General features: G+C 71.0%; 13 protein-coding genes. 2 read left to right on the forward strand and 11 right to left on the reverse strand.

What is annotated here, in order from left to right; genetic code table 11:
• Positions 1–2: 2 nt before the first annotated feature.
• The 5 genes from EDF23_RS03525 to dusB form a co-directional block, all read right to left on the reverse strand.
• On the reverse strand, positions 3–1,079 hold the full coding sequence (locus EDF23_RS03525) for an ABC transporter permease (protein ID WP_123292841.1): 1,077 nt from the start codon (positions 1,077–1,079) through the stop codon (positions 3–5).
• A gap of 117 nt (positions 1,080–1,196) precedes the next feature.
• Entirely contained in the window at positions 1,197–2,828 is a 1,632-nt protein-coding gene (locus EDF23_RS03530) for an ABC transporter substrate-binding protein (RefSeq protein ID WP_131920464.1), read from the reverse strand.
• Between the two features lie 551 nt (positions 2,829–3,379).
• Complete coding sequence (dnaG, locus tag EDF23_RS03535) at positions 3,380–5,293, reverse strand: DNA primase (protein WP_123340415.1); 1,914 nt, start codon at positions 5,291–5,293, stop codon at positions 3,380–3,382.
• A gap of 97 nt (positions 5,294–5,390) precedes the next feature.
• Positions 5,391–6,686, reverse strand: coding sequence for a deoxyguanosinetriphosphate triphosphohydrolase (locus EDF23_RS03540; RefSeq protein WP_131920466.1), 1,296 nt, complete (start codon positions 6,684–6,686; stop codon positions 5,391–5,393).
• On the reverse strand, positions 6,683–7,837 hold the full coding sequence (gene dusB / locus EDF23_RS03545; RefSeq protein ID WP_123292566.1) for a tRNA dihydrouridine synthase DusB: 1,155 nt from the start codon (positions 7,835–7,837) through the stop codon (positions 6,683–6,685). The genes EDF23_RS03540 and dusB overlap by 4 nt, the downstream gene beginning before the upstream one ends.
• Positions 7,838–7,884: 47 nt before the next feature.
• Here dusB and EDF23_RS03550 point away from each other — a divergent pair, with 47 nt between their 5' ends.
• The gene (locus EDF23_RS03550; RefSeq protein ID WP_123292565.1) at positions 7,885–8,370 is read left to right on the forward strand and encodes a YbaK/EbsC family protein; all 486 of its coding nucleotides are present in this window, start codon (positions 7,885–7,887) and stop codon (positions 8,368–8,370) included.
• Between the two features lie 119 nt (positions 8,371–8,489).
• On the opposite strand, the gene EDF23_RS03555 is transcribed toward EDF23_RS03550, so the two are convergent.
• From EDF23_RS03555 to EDF23_RS03570, 4 genes are all read right to left on the reverse strand, one after another.
• Entirely contained in the window at positions 8,490–8,699 is a 210-nt protein-coding gene (locus tag EDF23_RS03555) for a hypothetical protein (protein ID WP_131920468.1), read from the reverse strand.
• A complete protein-coding gene (locus EDF23_RS03560) occupies positions 8,696–9,430 on the reverse strand; it encodes a DsbA family oxidoreductase (protein WP_111085728.1) in 735 nt (244 codons plus the stop codon). Before EDF23_RS03560 ends, EDF23_RS03555 begins: the two co-directional genes overlap by 4 nt.
• A 133-nt stretch (positions 9,431–9,563) precedes the next feature.
• Positions 9,564–10,949, reverse strand: coding sequence for a glycine--tRNA ligase (locus tag EDF23_RS03565; protein WP_123938268.1), 1,386 nt, complete (start codon positions 10,947–10,949; stop codon positions 9,564–9,566).
• Positions 10,950–11,056: 107 nt separating this feature from the next.
• A complete protein-coding gene (locus EDF23_RS03570; RefSeq protein WP_131920470.1) occupies positions 11,057–12,112 on the reverse strand; it encodes an aminotransferase class V-fold PLP-dependent enzyme in 1,056 nt (351 codons plus the stop codon).
• Positions 12,113–12,182: 70 nt separating this feature from the next.
• Between EDF23_RS03570 and EDF23_RS03575 the strand changes: the two genes are divergently transcribed.
• The gene (locus EDF23_RS03575; RefSeq protein WP_131920472.1) at positions 12,183–13,154 is read left to right on the forward strand and encodes a LysR family transcriptional regulator; all 972 of its coding nucleotides are present in this window, start codon (positions 12,183–12,185) and stop codon (positions 13,152–13,154) included.
• An 8-nt stretch (positions 13,155–13,162) separates the two neighbouring features.
• Here EDF23_RS03575 and EDF23_RS03580 read toward each other — a convergent pair whose 3' ends face one another.
• Positions 13,163–13,960, reverse strand: coding sequence for an isoprenyl transferase (locus EDF23_RS03580; RefSeq protein ID WP_131920511.1), 798 nt, complete (start codon positions 13,958–13,960; stop codon positions 13,163–13,165).
• Complete coding sequence (gene recO / locus EDF23_RS03585) at positions 13,957–14,823, reverse strand: DNA repair protein RecO (RefSeq protein WP_131920522.1); 867 nt, start codon at positions 14,821–14,823, stop codon at positions 13,957–13,959. The genes EDF23_RS03580 and recO overlap by 4 nt, the downstream gene beginning before the upstream one ends.
• Positions 14,824–15,130 lie beyond the last annotated feature (307 nt).

Consider the following 15,130-nt stretch of genomic DNA (forward strand, 5'->3'; position numbering starts at 1 on the left):
CGTCAGAACCTCACTCTCGGGTCGATCAGGGCGGCGACGACGTCGACGATGAAGTTGGTCACCGCGACGATCACCGCCAGCATCGCGACGATGCCCTGGACCGCGACGAAGTCACGGGCCGACAGGTACTGGTTGAGCTCGAAGCCCAGGCCGCGCCACCCGAAGGTGGTCTCGGTCAGGACCGAACCGCCCAGCAGCATCGCGATCTGCAGGCCCATGACCGTGATGATCGGCACGAGAGCGGGGCGGAACGCGTGCGTCCGCACCAACCGCGACTCGCGGACACCGCGGGAGCGGGCCGCGTCGACGTACTCGGAGCCGAGCGACCCGATCATGTTCGCGCGCACCAGGCGCAGGAAGATGCCGGCGGTCAGCAGTCCGAGGGTCAGCGCCGGCAGGACGGCGTGCTGCAGCACGTCGCCGATGACCGCCGCGTTGCCGGTCCGCAGTGCATCGATGATGTAGATGCCGCTCGCGCCGGGGATGCCGTCGAGGATGAGCTCCACCCTGGTCGACGCGCGGTCGCCGAGCGGCAGCCAACCGAGCCACACCGAGAAGACGAGCTTGAGCAGCAGGCCGCCGAAGAACACCGGGGTCGCGTACGTCAGGATCGCGAGGGCACGGAGCAGCACGTCGGGCCACTTGTCGCGCGTGTACGCGGCCAGCATGCCGAGCGGGATGCCGAGCACGAGCGCGACGACGAGGGCGTAGAAGACGAGCTCGGCGGTCGCGCCGCCGTACTGCAGGATGATCTCGGTGATCGGCCGGTTGTCGGTCGACGCGTTGCCGAAGTCACCGCGCAGGATGCCGCCGAGGTACTCGAAGTACTGCACGAGCACGGGACGGTCGTACCCGGCGGCGTGCAGGCGTTCCTGCAGCTGCGTCGGGGTGAGTCGGCCGCCGACCGACGCGGTGATCGGGTTCCCGATGACGCGCATCAGGAAGAACACGAGCGTCACCAGGATGAAGACGGTCGGGATGATGAGGAGGAACCTGACGAGGACGTACCGGCCGAGTCCGCCGCCACTGCTCTTGGCACGACGTTGTGCCTGTGGCTTGGTCGGATCGGTGCCGTTCACGTCCTGGGTCGCCTCTGGGGTGCTCAGGGTCACGGGGAGGGGTGCCTTTCATGCCGGTGCGCAGGCACGCGGGCGTTCCTCGTGGGAACGCCCGCGGCCTGCGCGAGGGGCGTGGTGCTACTTGCTGAGGGTGGCGTACCGGAACTTGAACGAGGCGTCGAGGGTCAGGCCCTTGACGTCCTTGCCGGCGACGGCGACGGACTTGCCCTGCAGCAGGGGCAGCGTCGAGATCTGCGATGCCTCGCGCTCCTGGGCCTGCTCGATCAGGTCGGCACGCTTGTCCGGGTCGGACTCCGCCTGCTCCTTCGCGATGAGGTCCTGGATGACCGAGTCGTCGTAGTGGTTCTGGACGAAGTTCTCCTTGGTGAAGAACGGCGACAGGTAGTTGTCGGCGTCGGAGAAGTCCGGGAACCAGCCGAGCTGGTACTCCGGGTACGCGTCCTTCGTGCGCTCCTGGGCGTAGGTCGTGTAGACCGTCGACTGGATGTTGACGGTGAACAGGCCCGAGTCCTCGAGCTGCGTCTTCAGCAGCGCGTACTCGTCGTCCGAGGCCGAACCGTAGTGGTCGGGCGCGTACTGGATGTCGAGCTGCACCTTGCCGGAGACACCGGCGTCGGCGAGGGTCTTCTTCGCCTTGTCGACGTCGGGGCCACCGTCGCCGTCGCCGTACATGTCCTTGAACGGCTGGACCGCACCGGTGAGGCCGTCCGGCACCATCGAGTACAGCGGCGTGAAGGTGTCGTTGTAGACCTCCTTCGCCAGGGCGGCGCGGTCGACCACGTCGGCGGCGGCCTGTCGCACGGCGAGGGCCTTCGCCTCGTCGGCGTCGTCCTGACCGGTGCCGAACGGCTGCGTCTTGAAGTTGAAGACCACGTAGCGGATCTCGCCGCCGGGGCCGTCGGTGACCTTGAGCTTGTCGTCCTTGCGCAGGTCCGAGATGTCGGTCGGCGTCAGGGAGCGGTACGCAACGTCGACGTCGCCCTGCTGCACGGCGAGCTTGAGGTCGGTCTCCTTGGTGTAGTAGTTGGCCGTCACCTCGGAGGTCTTCGCCTTGCCGAGCAGGCCGTCGTACTTCGGGTTCGTCTTGTACTGGATCAGCTGGTTCTCCTTGTAGGAGCTGATCTGGTACTGCCCGGCGAACGCCTTGCCCTTGACGATGTCGTCGGCGCTGGTGAGCTTCGTCGCGCTGAAGACGTCCTCGTCGACGATCGGGCCGGCGGGGCTCGAGAGCACCTGCGGCCAGGTCTGGTCGGCGTGGTCGAGGTTGAACACCACGGTCGTGTCGTCCGGGGTGTCGATGCTCTTGAGGTTGGCGAGCAGCGACTGCGGGCCGTTCTCGTTGTTGATCTTCAGTTCACGGTCGAACGAGAACTTCACGTCGCTCGAGGTGAGCTTGTTGCCGTTCGCGAACTCGAGGCCGTCCTTGAGGGTGACCTCGTACGAGGTCGGGCTCGTGAACTCCGCCTTCGTGGCGATGTCCGGCTCGACGTCCGGGCTGCCAACGGGCGTGTTCATCAGGAACGGGAAGACCTGGTTCTGCACGGCGAACGAGCCGTTGTCGTAGGAGCCGGCCGGGTCGAGGGACGTGATCTTGTCCGTCGTCCCGATGCTCAGGCCGTTCAGCTCGGTGTCGCTCACGCTGCTGCTCGCGCAGCCGGTCAGCACCAGCGCCGTCGCTGCTGCTCCGGCGCCGAGCGCGATGCCGCGCCTGCCCCACGTGGCTGTGTGCTTCTTGAACACGGATGCCATGTTCGATGCCTCTCTTGAAGTTGGGTGCAAGTGTCCGGACCGGCGGGTGGTACGTCTGTGTGCCCGGCCAGGAACGCTCATTGGTATCACCCTGTCACGGAACAGATCGAACCGGGAGCGATTTGTTTACACCGCTGTAATGCAAGCACCCGTCGCGTGATGCATCATTCGTGCGCATCGACCCGGCGCGCCGCACACGAAAGTTGCGCCGTGCAACCTGGGTGGTCGCCCCCGCCGACCGGTCACGACACACCGCCCGTCCCACCCCGAGCGGTCACGTCCCGTCGGCCGGACCCCGGCCAGCCGACGCCGTGCGACCACTCGACGCCCGACACGCGGCACGTCGTGCGGCCACACCGTCGGCCTGGAGGCTCGCCCCACGTCGGCCCCGTCCCTCGCCCCCGCCGACCGGTCACGACACACCGCCCGTCCCACCCCGAGCGGTCACGTCCCGTCGGCCGGACCCCGGCCAGCCGACGCCTTGCGACCACTCGACGCCCGACACGGCCGCGCGGCAGGCGCCCCGACACTCGGGCGGCGAGAGCGAGGGGCTAGGACGCCTCGGCGTCGGCGCGGAGCCGCATGCGCTGCGCGTCGATGTCCACGAGCTGCCGCTGGATCTCAGCGCGCCGCTCGGCCTGCTCGTGCGGGTCCGCACGCTGCAGTTGTCCGAGCAACGAGGCCTTGCGGGCGAGCAGGTCCCGCTCGACCAGGGCGACGACGATGCTCCGGCAGTACGCGGCGAGGTCCTCGGCGTTGCGAGCGGGGATCGGCGCGAGGGCCAGCTCGTGCGTCAGGGTGCGCAAGGGGGTCGGCACGTCGGCGAGCAACCGGTCGAGCCAGTCCCCCGCCCCGATGACGTCGACGTTGGCGACCACGGCGTCCCGCACGACGGCGAGCATCGGCGCCGAGAACGTGGCCGATGCGGCGAGCCCGAGCAGCGGCGCTCCGACCGAGGTCGGCTGCTGCACCATCGCCATGACGGCGTCGCGCTCCATGCGGCTGATCGGGTCGTTCGGCAGCGAGCGGATCCCGGCGACGGGCTCCTCGACCACACCGGCCCCGTCGGTGGCGTGACCGGCGCGGCCGTCGCGCCCCGGGCCTCCTGACCGATCGTCCGTCGACCCCGCACGCCGACGCGCGGTCTCGACCGATCGACGGACCTCGGGCATGTCCATGCCGAGCCAGCCGGCGAGCTCGCGGACGTAGCCCTGCGTGAGCGAGCGGTCGCGGATGCCGGCGAGCACGGGCGCGGCGGCGCGGAGGGCACTGACGCGGCCCTCGACCGTCTCGAGGTCGTGGCCCTCCAACGTGCGGCGGATCATGAACTCGAACATCGGGCGCTTGTTCGTGATCAGGCGGCGGATGGCGTCGTCGCCGCGGGCGAGCCGGAGGTCGCACGGGTCGAGACCACCGGGCGCCACGGCGACGAACGTCTGCGCGGCGAACCGCTGTTCCTCGGCGAAGGCGCGGGATGCGGCACGCTGTCCGGCCTCGTCCGGGTCGAAGGTGAAGACCACCTCGCCGTTGGCGTTCGGGTCGGCGCCGGCCAGGTCGCCGAGCATCGGTCGGAGCACCTTGATGTGGTCGACGCCGAACGAGGTGCCGCACGTGGCGACCGCGGTGGTGATGCCGGCGACGTGGCAGGCCATGACGTCGGTGTAGCCCTCGACGATCACGACCTGCTTCTGCTTCGAGATGTCGCGGCGGGCCAGGTCGAGCCCGTAGAGCACCTGGCTCTTGTGGTAGATCGGGGTCTCGGGCGTGTTGAGGTACTTCGGGCCCTTGTCGTCGTCGAGCAGGCGACGGGCGCCGAACCCGATCGTCGCTCCGGTGACGTCGCGGATCGGCCACATCAGGCGACCACGGAACCGATCGTACGGCGACCGGTCGCCCTGGCTGACGAGCCCGGCCGAGGTGAGTTCCTCGAGCGTGAAGCCCCGACCGCGCAGGTGGTCCTTGAGCATGTCGAACGACTTCGGGGCGAAGCCGACACCGAAGTGCTGCGCCGCCGAGGGATCGAACCCGCGCTCCCCCAGGAACCGCCGTGCGGGGTCGGCCGCGGCGGTGGTGAGCTGCGCCGTGTAGAACTCGAGCGCGGCTTCGTTGGCGGCGATCAGCCGGGCGCGGGTGTTGTAGTCGGTGCGCGGCCCGTCGCCCTCTTCGTAGTGCAGGGTGAAGCCGATCTTCGCGGCCATGCGCTCGACGGCCTCGGCGAAGGTGGTGTGGTCCTGCGCCATGATGAAGCTGAAGACGTCGCCGTCCTCGCCGCAGCCGAAGCAGTGGTAACGCCCGACCTGGGGCCGGACGTGGAACGACGGGGAACGTTCGTCGTGGAAGGGGCAGAGCCCCTTCATCGACCCGACGCCCGCGTTCTTCAGCGTGACGTAGTCGCCGACGACGTCGGCGATGTTGACACGCGAGCGGACCTCGTCGATGTCGTTCCGCGCGATCCTGCCAGCCACCCTCTGATCCTAGTTCGTGGGACCGACCTCGGCCGACCGCGGCCCCGAGATGTGGACGAGCCACCACGGACGACCCCGGGCCGACGGAGCAACCCGCTCACACCGGGATGTGGACCGCTTCCCACTCGCCGACGACCAACCGACGGTGCCAGGCGATCGCCCCTTGGTCCGTCAGGCTCGCGACCTGGTCGACCACGGCGCGGAGTCGGCCGTCGTCGTCGGACGCCGCACGCCAGTCGGCGGCGAAGCCGGGCTCGAGGTCCGACGCACCCGACGCCGCCAGGGCGTCGAGCAGCTCCGTCAGGATCCGACGCTGGTCTTCGTACACGGGCTGCCGGTCGCCCTGCGTCATCACGAACGCCGCCACGATCCCCTTGAGGACCGCGATCTCGCCGATGATCTCCGGCGGCGTCACCACCGACGCCGCGAACCGGACTAGGGACCCGGACGCGTAGGACTCGCGGGTCGCGGCCGTCGCCGTCCGCGCGAAGCGGCCGATCAGCTGCGAGGTCAGGTTCTTCAGGTGCGCTGCGTCACGCCGGGACCCGTCGTACGAGGTCATCCAGAGCGGTAGTGCCCGGAGTCGGTCGAAGGCCTCGAGCAGTTCCTCACGACTCAGGTCGTCGCCCACCCACGCGTGCATGGCGGTGACGATGTCGTTCTCGCCGACGCGGTCACCGAGCGCCGCGACGTCGATGAACCCGGCGACGACGGCGTCCTCGAAGTCGTGCACCGAGTACGCGATGTCGTCGGACAGGTCCATGACCTGCGCCTCGATGCACCGCTGCCGACGGGGCGCCCCGGCACGGAGCCACTCGAAGGCGTCGTGGTCGTCGTCGTAGAAGCCGAACTTGGTCCGGCCCGATGACGACTCGGAGACGCCCTGCGCCGCGGGCCACGGGTACTTGCAGCTGGCGTCCAACGACGCACGGGTCAGGTTGAGTCCGAACGGACGGTCGACGTCGGCGCCGAGCCGCACCCCGTACACCTTCGGCTCGAGTCGGGTGAGCAGCCGCAGCGTCTGCGCGTTGCCCTCGAACCCGCCGATGCCGGCGGCCCAGGCGTTGACGGCGGTCTCACCGTTGTGGCCGAAAGGCGGGTGGCCGATGTCGTGCGCCAGGCACGCGGTGTCCACCACGTCGGGGTCGAGGCCCAACGAGTCCGCGAGCTCGCGACCGACCTGCGCCACCTCGAGCGAGTGGGTCAGGCGGTTGCGGGCGAAGTCGAGCCCGGTCGTCGGGCTGAGCACCTGGGTCTTGGCGGCGAGGCGACGGAGCGCGCTGGAGTGCAGCAGCCGTGCGCGGTCACGGGCGAAGTCCGATCGGCGGTTGCCGTGCTCCTCCGGGAGCCAGCGCTCGGCGTCGGCCGGGCCGTACGAGGCGGTGGCGCTCATCCGCCGCTGTGGTGCAGCTCGGCGGCGGCGAGGACCTTGCGGAACTCGCTGTCGACGTCGCGGGACTCGAGCCAGCGGTCGGGCAGGGCGGTGCGCTTCGGGTTGCCGGAGCGACCACGGGGACCCTCGGCGCCCTCGCCGGGGTACGGTGCGTCGCGGTCGAGCTGCCCGAGCAGGTCGTCGATCTCCTGCAGGCTCGACGACAGCGCGAGACCGGACCGCACGTCGCTGCCGATCGGGTACCCCTTGAAGTACCAGGCCACGTGCTTGCGGGCGTCGCGACAGCCGTGGTCTTCGGACCCGAAGAACTCGACGAGCAGTTCGGCGTGCCGACGGAACCCGTCGGCGACCTCGCCCAGGGTCGGCATGTACCGCAGCCCTTCGCCGCGGAACGCCGCGGCCAGGTCGCCGAACAGCCACGGACGCCCGAGGCACCCGCGTCCGACGACGACGCCGTCGACGCCGGTCTCGTCGACCATGCGCAGGGCGTCGGCAGCCGACCAGATGTCCCCGTTGCCGAGGATCGGGATGTCGGTGACGGTCTCCTTCAGCGTCGCGATCGCCGACCAGTCGGCGTGACCGGAGTAGTGCTCGTTCGCCGTGCGGGCGTGCAGCGACACCGCTGCGACGCCGGCGTCCCGCGCGATGCGGGCGGCGTCGAGGTAGGTCAGGTGGTCTTCGTCGATGCCCTTGCGCATCTTCACGGTGACCGGCACGTTCCCTGCGGCGCGGACGGTCTTCGTGACGAGTTCGCGGAACAGCTCGAGCTTCCAGGGCAGGGCCGCCCCGCCGCCCTTGCGGGTGACCTTGGGCACCGGGCAGCCGAAGTTCAGGTCGATGTGGTCGGCACGGTCCTCGCCCACCAGGATCGACGCGGCCTCGGCCACGGTGTTGGGCTCGACGCCGTACAGCTGGATCGACCGCGGGGTCTCGGACTCGTGGTGCTGGATGAGCTGCATCGACACGGGGGTGCGTTCGACCAGTGCGCGCGAGGTGATCATCTCGCAGACGTAGAGACCGGCGCCGTACTCGCGGCAGAGCCGGCGGTACGCCATGTTCGTGATGCCCGCCATGGGCGCGAGCACGACCGGCACGTCGACCTCGATCGGGCCGATGCGCAGAGGCCGTGCTGGGGCTTGTGTGATCGTCATACCTGTCCCATCTTCCCACGTCGGTGCTCGCCGGTAGCGTTCTCCACATGACGATCGACGCCAGCACCCGGTTCGACACCGACGCAGCAGCCCGCGGCCTGACGGTCGAGGTCGTCGAACGCCCCGCCGCGGACTCCCTGCAGCAGGCCGCCGAGCTGCTCGGCATCGACCCCGGCGACATCGTCAAGACGCTCGTCGTGAAGCGCCACGACGGCGGCTTCCTGCTCGCGCTCGTGCCGGGCGGCCGGAGCATCGCGTGGAAGAAGCTCCGCACCGTCGTCGGGGTGAACAAGCTCTCGATGCCCGACGCGGCGACCGCGCTCCAGGCGTCGGGCTACGAGCGCGGCACGATCACGCCCATCGGAGCGACCGGCGACCTGCCCGTCTACGCCGACGAACGCATCGTCGGTCGACGGGTCGCCCTCGGCGCGGGCCGGCACGGCGCGAGCGCCTTCGTCGACGCCGACGACCTCGTCGCCGCGTACGGCGCGACGGTCGCCGACATCACCGACGAGGAACCGCAGCGCGCCTGACGGATGCGGCGAACGACGGATCGCGCCCCCGCACAGTCGTCGCGCCCCGCAGAGTCGGGGCGCGACAACAGCACGGGGGCGCGACGGCACCAGCGCGCGGCGCGCGACCGACGGACCCGTCAGTCCGGCACCTCGGTCCAGTCGCCCTCGGCACCGGCGAACGATCCGGCGTCGATCAGGCACGAATCGCCGTCGCAGACCGGCGCACCGCCGGGCGTGACCAGCGTGAGCAGGCCGGGGCGCGCCTCCAGACCGGAGATCGCATCCGGGACCGACGCGGCGGACGGGAGGCCCGCCCCACCCCCGACGGTGACCGTCGGGCCCGTCATCGGGTCGCCGCCACGTCGGCGCTCGCGTCGTCCGCCGCGCGCTCGGTCGCCGAGGCGACCTCGTCCGGAGTCGTCCCGCGCAGCGCGACGACCTGCGTCAACACCTGCTCGAACGCTGCCGGGTCCTGCGCACCGGAGACGCCGTACTTGCCGTCGATGACGAAGAAGGGGACGCCGTTGATGCCGAAGGCCTGCGCCTGCGCCTGGTCGGCGCGGACGGCTGCGAGCTGCGAGTCGTCACGGAGCGTCGCGAGGACCTCGTCGCGGTCGAGCCCGATCTCGGCGGCCAGGTCGGCCAGCGTCGCGTCGTCGCCGACGTGCTCGCCGCGCTCGAAGTAGGCGGTGAACAGGCGCTCGACCATGTCGAGCTGCTTGCCGTGCTGCTTGGCGAGGTGGATGACCTGGTGCGCCTTCACGGTGTTCGTGTGGTGCATGGCCTCGAAGTCGTAGTCCAGCCCGACCGAGGCCGCGATGCCGGTGACCTGGTCGAGCATCTGCTGCGCCTGCTCGACGGGCATGCCCTTGTGGTTCGACAGGAACTCGGCCTCGGTGCCTTCGAAGTCGACGGGGGTGTCCGGGCTGAGCTCGAAGGAGTGGTACTCGACCTCGACCGGGCGGCCGTCCGCCGAGGCGCCGAACGCGGCGACGCCGGCCTCGAACTTGCGCTTGCCGATGTAGCACCAGGGGCAGGCGATGTCCGACCAGACATCGACCTTCACGGAGTCGTTCATGCTGATCCCAACGCGGACGTTGCGCTTGCATTCCCGCAGAACCTGGTTCCGGACACCGCACCGTGGATCTTCGTGGTGCTGTGTCCGGAACCTGGTTCCGACGCGCCGCGACGCCGCGACGCCCGCGAAACCCCTACGCGCCGAGCAGCCGCTGCGCCAGGTAGCCCTGCAGCTGGTCGAGGGCGACCCGTTCCTGCGCCATCGTGTCGCGCTCGCGCACCGTGACGGCCTTGTCCTCGAGCGTGTCGAAGTCGACCGTGATGCAGAACGGCGTGCCGATCTCGTCGTGGCGACGGTAGCGACGGCCGATCGCCCCGGCGTCGTCGAAGTCCACGTTCCAGTTCTTGCGCAGGTCGTCGGCCAGGCCGCGGGCGACCGGCGACAGCTGCTCGTTGCGCGACAGCGGCAGCACCGCGGCCTTGACGGGCGCCAGACGCGGGTCGAGTCGGAGCACGGTGCGCTTGTCGACGCCGCCCTTCGCGTTCGGTGCTTCGTCCTCGTGGTACGAGTCGAGCAGGAACGCCATGAGCGCACGGGTCAGGCCGAAGGACGGCTCGATGACGTACGGCACGTACTTCTCGTTCGCCGCCTGGTCGAAGAAGCGCAGGTCCTGGCCGGACGACTCGATGTGGTTGTTGAGGTCGAAGTCGGTGCGGTTCGCGACGCCCATGAGCTCGCCCCACTCCGATCCGGTGAACCCGAAGCGGTACTCGATGTCGGCGGTGGCGTCGGAGTAGTGCGCCCGCTCGCCGTCCGGCACGTCGAAGCGGCGGAGGTTTTCCGGGTCGATGCCGAGCTCGGTGTAGAACGCGATCGAGTCGGCGATCCACTGCTCGTAGTGCTCCCCCGCCTCGGCCGGCGGCACGAAGTACTCGATCTCCATCTGCTCGAACTCGCGGGTGCGGAAGATGAAGTTGCCGGGCGTGATCTCGTTGCGGAACGCCTTGCCGACCTGGCCGATGCCGAACGGGGGCTTCATCCGGCTCGTCGTCACGACCTGCGCGAAGTCGACGAAGATGCCCTGGGCGGTCTCGGGGCGCAGGAAGTTCAGGCCCTCTTCCGACTCGACCGGGCCGAGGTAGGTCTTGAGCATCCCGGAGAACTCGCGGGGCTCGGTCCACTCACCGCGGGTGCCGCAGTTCGGGCAGGCGATCTCGGCCATGCGGCCCTCGGGGTCGCGGCCCTTCTTGGCGACGAACGCCTCGATCAGGTGGTCCTCGCGGAACCGGTGGTGGCAGTGCAGGCACTCCACGAGCGGGTCGGTGAAGGTCGCGACGTGGCCGGAGGCCTCCCACACCTTGCGGGGCAGGATGACGGCGGAGTCGAGGCCGACCATGTCGCCACGGCCGCGGACGAACCGCTGCCACCACTGACGCTTGATGTTCTCCTTGAGCTCCACACCGAGGGGCCCGTAGTCCCACGCGGAGCGGGAGCCTCCGTAGATCTCACCCGACTGGAAGACGAAGCCGCGGCGCTTGGCCAGGGCGATGACGCTGTCGAGACGGGTGGGCTGTGCCAAAGAGTGCTCCAGAGGTCGCCGAGCTGGGTGCTCGGTGCGGAAACGGTCCGGGCAAGACTACCGGCGATCGTCGGCCGGGAGGCCCGCTCCGCGTCCGCCCGCAGCGCTCAGCTCGCCGACGTGGTCGCCCCCACCCCGCCCAGTGCGGCCGCCACGTCGGTCACGTCGGACTCGTCGTTCCACAGGTGGAACGCGATCCGGAGTCGCCCGGCACGCCCCGACGCGGTGAGCCCGGCGGCGGTGAGGGCCCGGAGGGCCGACCCGTCGGCGTCCGCGAACGTCACGATCGCCTGCCCGTCGCCCTGCCGAGGCGACCCGAGGGCGTCGCACAGCCGGTCTGCGAGACCGGTGGCGTGCCTCCAGACCGCCTGCTGGTCGAGCGCGACCGCGTGTTCGAGCGCGGCCACGGCACCGGGCCACGCCTGCCAGGCCGGCGAGACGTCGAAGCGACGGGCGTCGTCGGCCAGGCGCATGTCGGGGCCGTAGCAGGAGGACCACACGTCCTCGCCCGCGTACCAGCCGGCCTGGACCGGGCGGAGCCGACCGAGGGCGGTGTCGGAGAGTGTCATGAAGGCGACGCCGCGCGGCGCGCAGAGCCACTTGTAGGCGTGCGTGAGCGTCACGTCGAACAGTGCCGCGTCGACGGGCAGGACGCCGGCTGCCTGCGTGAGGTCGCAGAGGGTGAGGGCACCGACCCGCCGGGCCGCGGCGACGACCGGGTACGGATCCGTGACCGCGCCGGTGGCGGACTGCGCCGCGGACCACGCGACGAGGGCGGTGTCGGGCCCGACGGACGCGGCGAGCCGGTCGAGCGGGACGTGCCGGACGCGGACGCCTCGGTGCGCCTGGGCGAGGAACGGGAAGACGACCGAGCTGAAGTCGCCGTCGGGCACGACCACCTCGGCTCCGTCCGGCAGGGCGTCGGCGACGACCGCAGCCATCACCGAGGTCTGCGAGCCGGTCGCGACGTGGGACACCGGCACCCCGACGAGGGCGGCGAACAGCGCGCGGCCCTCCTCGACCAACGCCCCGTAGTGGGCCGGCGAGGTCTCGGCGCGGGACCACGCGTCGAGGTCGGCCCGCTGGGCGGCGATCGTGGCCCGGGTCGGCAGCCCGGCGGTGCACGCCGCCAGGTAGCCACGGCCGGCGGGGAAGGAGTCCATGCGGACAGCGTCCCGGCTCGTGCCCCATCACACCAGGCCTGTTCTGTTGTGCAGCCGATAACATCGCGTGATGGACGACATCGATCCCCAGCTGCTCCGGATCCTCCGCGCTGTGGCCGACGGTGGGTCGATCACCCGCGCCGCCGCAGCACTCGGGTCGAGCCAACCCGCGGTCAGCCAGTTGCTCGCCCGGGCCGAACGGCGGCTCGGGCACACCCTGGTGCTGCGGTCCGGGCAGGACGGTCGCGGCGGGCGCGGTGCCACCCTGACGGACGCCGGTCGGGTGCTCGCCGACCACGCCCTGCACGTGCAGGCCGCGCTGACCGCCGCGCGCGAGGACCTCGACGCCGTCGGCGGCCTGACCCGCGGCCGAGTGCGCCTCGCCGGGTTCCCGAGCGCGTCCTCGGCCCTCGTGCCAGCCGTGCTCGCTCGGCTGGCGTCGACGGCTCCGGGCGTGACGACCTCGTACGTCGAGGTCGAACCGCCCGAGGCGCTCGACCTGCTGCGGAGCGGGGAGGTCGACGTCGCCCTGACCTTCACCTACGTCGGCGACGAGGTCGGGTCCGCCCCGGATCCCGGGCTCGTCACCCGGGCGCTCGGGCGTGATCCGCTCGCGCTGGTGACGCCCTCCGTGTCCGTGGGGTCCGATGCTGCGGACTCTGGTGCCGCGGATTCCGGTGCTGTCGACCTCGCGTCGCACCGCGACGCCCGCTGGATCGGCGGCTGCCCCCGGTGCCGCGGCCACCTGCTCGCCTCGTGTGCGACCGCCGGGTTCACCCCGGACATCGTGCTCGAGACCGACAACGCGGCAGCGGTGGTGGGGCTCGTCGCCGCCGGACTCGGCGTGGCGCTGCTCCCCCGGTTGGCGCTCGCGACGACGGTGATCCCCGCCGACGTCCGGGTCGACCCCGTGGACGACGACCTGGCCCGCCGGGTCGAGGTCGTCATCGCCCGAGGGGCCGAGCGCGTCCCGAGCGTCCGTGCGGCCATGGACGCGGTGCGGTCGGCGGCGCACCTGCTCGACGGGCCGCTGCCCGGCTGACGGGTGCGTCAGGCGGTCGGGGCGTCGACCGCACCGCCGTAGCGACGGTCGCGGCGTGCGTACTCCTCGATCGCGCCCCACAGGTCCGTGCGCCGGAAGTCCGGCCACAGGCGGTCCAGGAACACCATCTCGGCGTACGCCGACTGCCACAGCAGGAAGTTGCTCGTGCGCTGCTCCCCCGAACTGCGCAGGAACAGGTCGACGTCGGGCATCTCGGGCACGTAGAGCCGCTTCGCCAGGGCCTTCTCGGTGACCTGGTTCGGCTTGAGGCGTCCGGCGGCGACCTCTTCGGCCATCCCCCGCACGGCGTCGACGATCTCGTTCCGGCCGCCGTAGTTGACGCACATCGTCAGGGTCAGCACGTCGTTGCCCGCGGTCATCTGCTCGGCACGGTCGAGTTCGTCGATGACGCTCCGCCACAGCCGCGGACGCCGTCCGGCCCACCGCACCTTGACGCCCCACTCGTTCAGTTGGTCGCGCCGACGACGGATCACGTCACGGTTGAAGCCCATCAGGAACCGGACCTCTTCCGGCGAACGCTTCCAGTTCTCGGTGGAGAACGCGTACGCCGAGATGTGCTTGACGCCGATCTGGATCCCGCCGGCGACGACGTCGAGCAGCGAGGCCTCGCCCGCCTTGTGCCCCTCGATCCGGGTGAGCCCGCGGCCGTTGGCCCACCGACCGTTGCCGTCCATCACGATCGCGACGTGGTCCGGCACGAACCGGGCCGGGATCGCCGGAGGCGTCTCACCGGTCCAGTCGATCGGGCGGAACGGCTCGGCGTCGTCGGGGCGGCGGGGGCTCATGCGGTGGGGGTTCCTTCCACGGTGCGGGTTCCTTCCGCGGCGGGATCGGGGTCAGGGAGTGCGGGTGCCGGGGTGGAGGCCACCGCGCGTGCTGTCGCCTCGGGTCCGTCGTGGGTCAGCGGCACGGGCAGCGGGTGCTCCGAGCGGTCGACGTGCGGCAGGGACCGGAGCGATCGTTCCAGGTGCCACTGGGCGTAGGCCGCGACCACGCCGGAGGCCCGCGACCGCGTCCGTTCGTCGGTGGCGTCGACGCTCGCCCAGTCGCCGGCGAGCAGCGAGCCGAGCACGCCGAGGGTCGCCGGGTCGAGCCGCGGCGTGCCGGGAGGCGCAGCCCGGTCGGCGACGACCCCGCCGAGCTGCACCACGAACGCGGAGTGCGGCCCGGGCTCCCCCGTGACCGCGCAGTCGCTGAACGAGGGCGCCCACCCCGCGATGCTCATCGCACGGAGCAGGTACGAGTCGAGCGTCGCGCTGGAGTGGTGCTCACCGCGCGACAGCGACCGCAGCGCGCCGACGAGCAACAGGTACTGCTGCAGCCCGGCGTCGGCCTCGCTCAGGCGGTCGGCGGTCTCGACCATCGCACTGGCTGCCGTGTAGGCGCCGTAGTCGGCGACGATCTGCGCCCCGTAGGCCCCGAGCGACTCGGCCTGCGTGACGATGTCGAGCGAGCGGCCCTCGTAGAACTGGGCGTCGACGACCATGAACGGCTCGAGCCGACTGCCGAACTTCGACGCCGTCCGCCGCACGCCCTTGGCCACCGCGCGGATCTTGCCGTGCTGCCGGCTGAGCATGGTGACGATGCGGTCGGCTTCCCCGAGCTTGTGGGTGCGCAACACGACGCACTCGTCCCGGTACAGCGGCATGCCCCCAGTATCCCCCGCCCCGCCGACACCGCGTGCGGCGCGCAGCGCGCGCGCGGGGGCGTACTTGGCGGAATCGGGCGTACCTGGTCGAAAGAAACGACCAGGTACACCCGATTCGACTTGCCATCGCGCGTGACGGGGGAAAGACCGGGCACAGACGGGAGGCTCCCCACCGGGCACGGCCGGTCCGCCGCTGGCGCGTCGGCCCGGAACCGGCCGGCGTGGGCCCAGGTGCAGGACGGACCTGCACCGCGCCTCCCGGCCTGGTCGCGTCTCAGGCGGAGACGAGCCTCCCGGTCTGGTCGCG

Source organism: Curtobacterium sp. PhB128 (assembly GCF_004340725.1).
Lineage (GTDB): Bacteria > Actinomycetota > Actinomycetes > Actinomycetales > Microbacteriaceae > Curtobacterium.

Bases quoted from the DNA above. Each gene is read 5' to 3' on its own strand.
- EDF23_RS03530 (WP_131920464.1), bottom strand. From the start codon at position 2,828: ATGGCATCCGTGTTCAAGAAGCACACAGCCACGTGGGGCAGGCGCGGC.
- EDF23_RS03540 (WP_131920466.1), bottom strand. From the start codon at position 6,686: ATGAGCGCCACCGCCTCGTACGGCCCGGCCGACGCCGAGCGCTGGCTC.
- dusB (WP_123292566.1), bottom strand. From the start codon at position 7,837: ATGACGATCACACAAGCCCCAGCACGGCCTCTGCGCATCGGCCCGATC.
- EDF23_RS03550 (WP_123292565.1), top strand. From the start codon at position 7,885: ATGACGATCGACGCCAGCACCCGGTTCGACACCGACGCAGCAGCCCGC.
- EDF23_RS03555 (WP_131920468.1), bottom strand. From the start codon at position 8,699: ATGACGGGCCCGACGGTCACCGTCGGGGGTGGGGCGGGCCTCCCGTCC.
- EDF23_RS03560 (WP_111085728.1), bottom strand. From the start codon at position 9,430: ATGAACGACTCCGTGAAGGTCGATGTCTGGTCGGACATCGCCTGCCCC.
- EDF23_RS03570 (WP_131920470.1), bottom strand. From the start codon at position 12,112: ATGGACTCCTTCCCCGCCGGCCGTGGCTACCTGGCGGCGTGCACCGCC.
- EDF23_RS03575 (WP_131920472.1), top strand. From the start codon at position 12,183: ATGGACGACATCGATCCCCAGCTGCTCCGGATCCTCCGCGCTGTGGCC.
- EDF23_RS03580 (WP_131920511.1), bottom strand. From the start codon at position 13,960: ATGAGCCCCCGCCGCCCCGACGACGCCGAGCCGTTCCGCCCGATCGAC.
- recO (WP_131920522.1), bottom strand. From the start codon at position 14,823: ATGCCGCTGTACCGGGACGAGTGCGTCGTGTTGCGCACCCACAAGCTC.